Origin of the sequence: Mesorhizobium sp. B1-1-5 (genome assembly GCF_006443065.1) — a bacterium.
Classification (GTDB): domain Bacteria; phylum Pseudomonadota; class Alphaproteobacteria; order Rhizobiales; family Rhizobiaceae; genus Mesorhizobium.
The window spans coordinates 1-1,083 of record NZ_VFWS01000609.1 but is presented as its reverse complement, the minus strand read 5'-3'; the positions used below and the strand labels follow the sequence as shown (position 1 = coordinate 1,083).

Annotated in this window: 1 protein-coding gene; it reads left to right on the top strand. The window is 63.4% G+C overall.

Going from position 1 to position 1,083, the window contains the following annotated elements; translation table 11 throughout:
- Window positions 1–971: peroxidase family protein (locus FJ980_RS33735; RefSeq protein ID WP_348640679.1), on the top strand; the 971-nt coding region annotated here is incomplete at its 5' end.
- Between the last annotated feature and the right edge of the window lie 112 nt (window positions 972–1,083).

Sequence of the window (1,083 nt, the reverse complement as noted above, 5' to 3'; positions counted from 1 at the left end):
ACATGGGCCCGGTGGTGCGCTATCTCGGCCCGCTCGTGCCGAAGGAAGAGCTGATCTGGCAGGATCCGATCCCGGCCGTCGATCATGAACTGGTCAGCGAACAGGATATCGCATCGCTGAAGGCCAAGATCCTGGCCTCGGGCCTGTCTGTTTCCGAACTGGTCTCGACCGCCTGGGCTTCGGCCTCGACGTTCAGGGGTTCCGACAAGCGCGGCGGCGCCAATGGCGCCCGCATTCGGCTAGCGCCGCAGAAGGACTGGGACGTCAATCAGCCTGCTGAATTGGCCAAGGTGCTTGCCACGCTCGAAGCCATCCAGAAGACCTTCAACGCCGCACAGACCGGCGGGAAAAAGATCTCGCTGGCCGATCTGATCGTGCTCGGCGGCGTCGCCGCGATCGAGAAGGCGGCGAAGGATGGTGGAAACGAGGTGAAGGTGCCGTTCACGCCGGGCCGCATGGATGCCTCGCAGGAACAGACCGACGTCGCCTCCTTTGCCGCGCTTGAGCCGAAAGTCGACGGCTTCCGCAACTATGTCCGGGGGCCGCAGCCGATGTCGATCGAGGCGATGCTGGTCGACCGGGCACAGTTGCTGACGCTGACCGCGCCGGAGATGACGGTGCTGGTCGGCGGCCTGCGGGTGCTCGGCGCCAATACCGGCAAGTCCAGGCACGGCGTTTTCACCGACAGGCCGGGCACGCTGACGAACGACTTCTTCGTCAACCTGCTCAGCATGAACACGGTCTGGGATCCGGCCGCCGGTTCGGATGAGATCTACGAAGCGCGCGACCGCAAGACCAAGGCGGTCAGGTGGACCGGTACCCGCGCCGACCTGATCTTCGGCTCGCATGCTCAACTGCGTGCGCTGTCTGAGGTGTACGGCTCCGCGGATGCCGGGCAGAAATTCGCCAGGGATTTCGTCTCGGCGTGGACCAAGGTGATGAACGCCGACCGGTTCGATATCACCGCCTGATTCAGGCGGAATTTTTCCATCCCATAAAAAAGGCGCGAGGCTCGGCCCCGCGCCTTTTCTTGTCCAGGCTTTAGAAATCAGTCCTTTTCGAAGACGCGCGCCTTGGCGACGA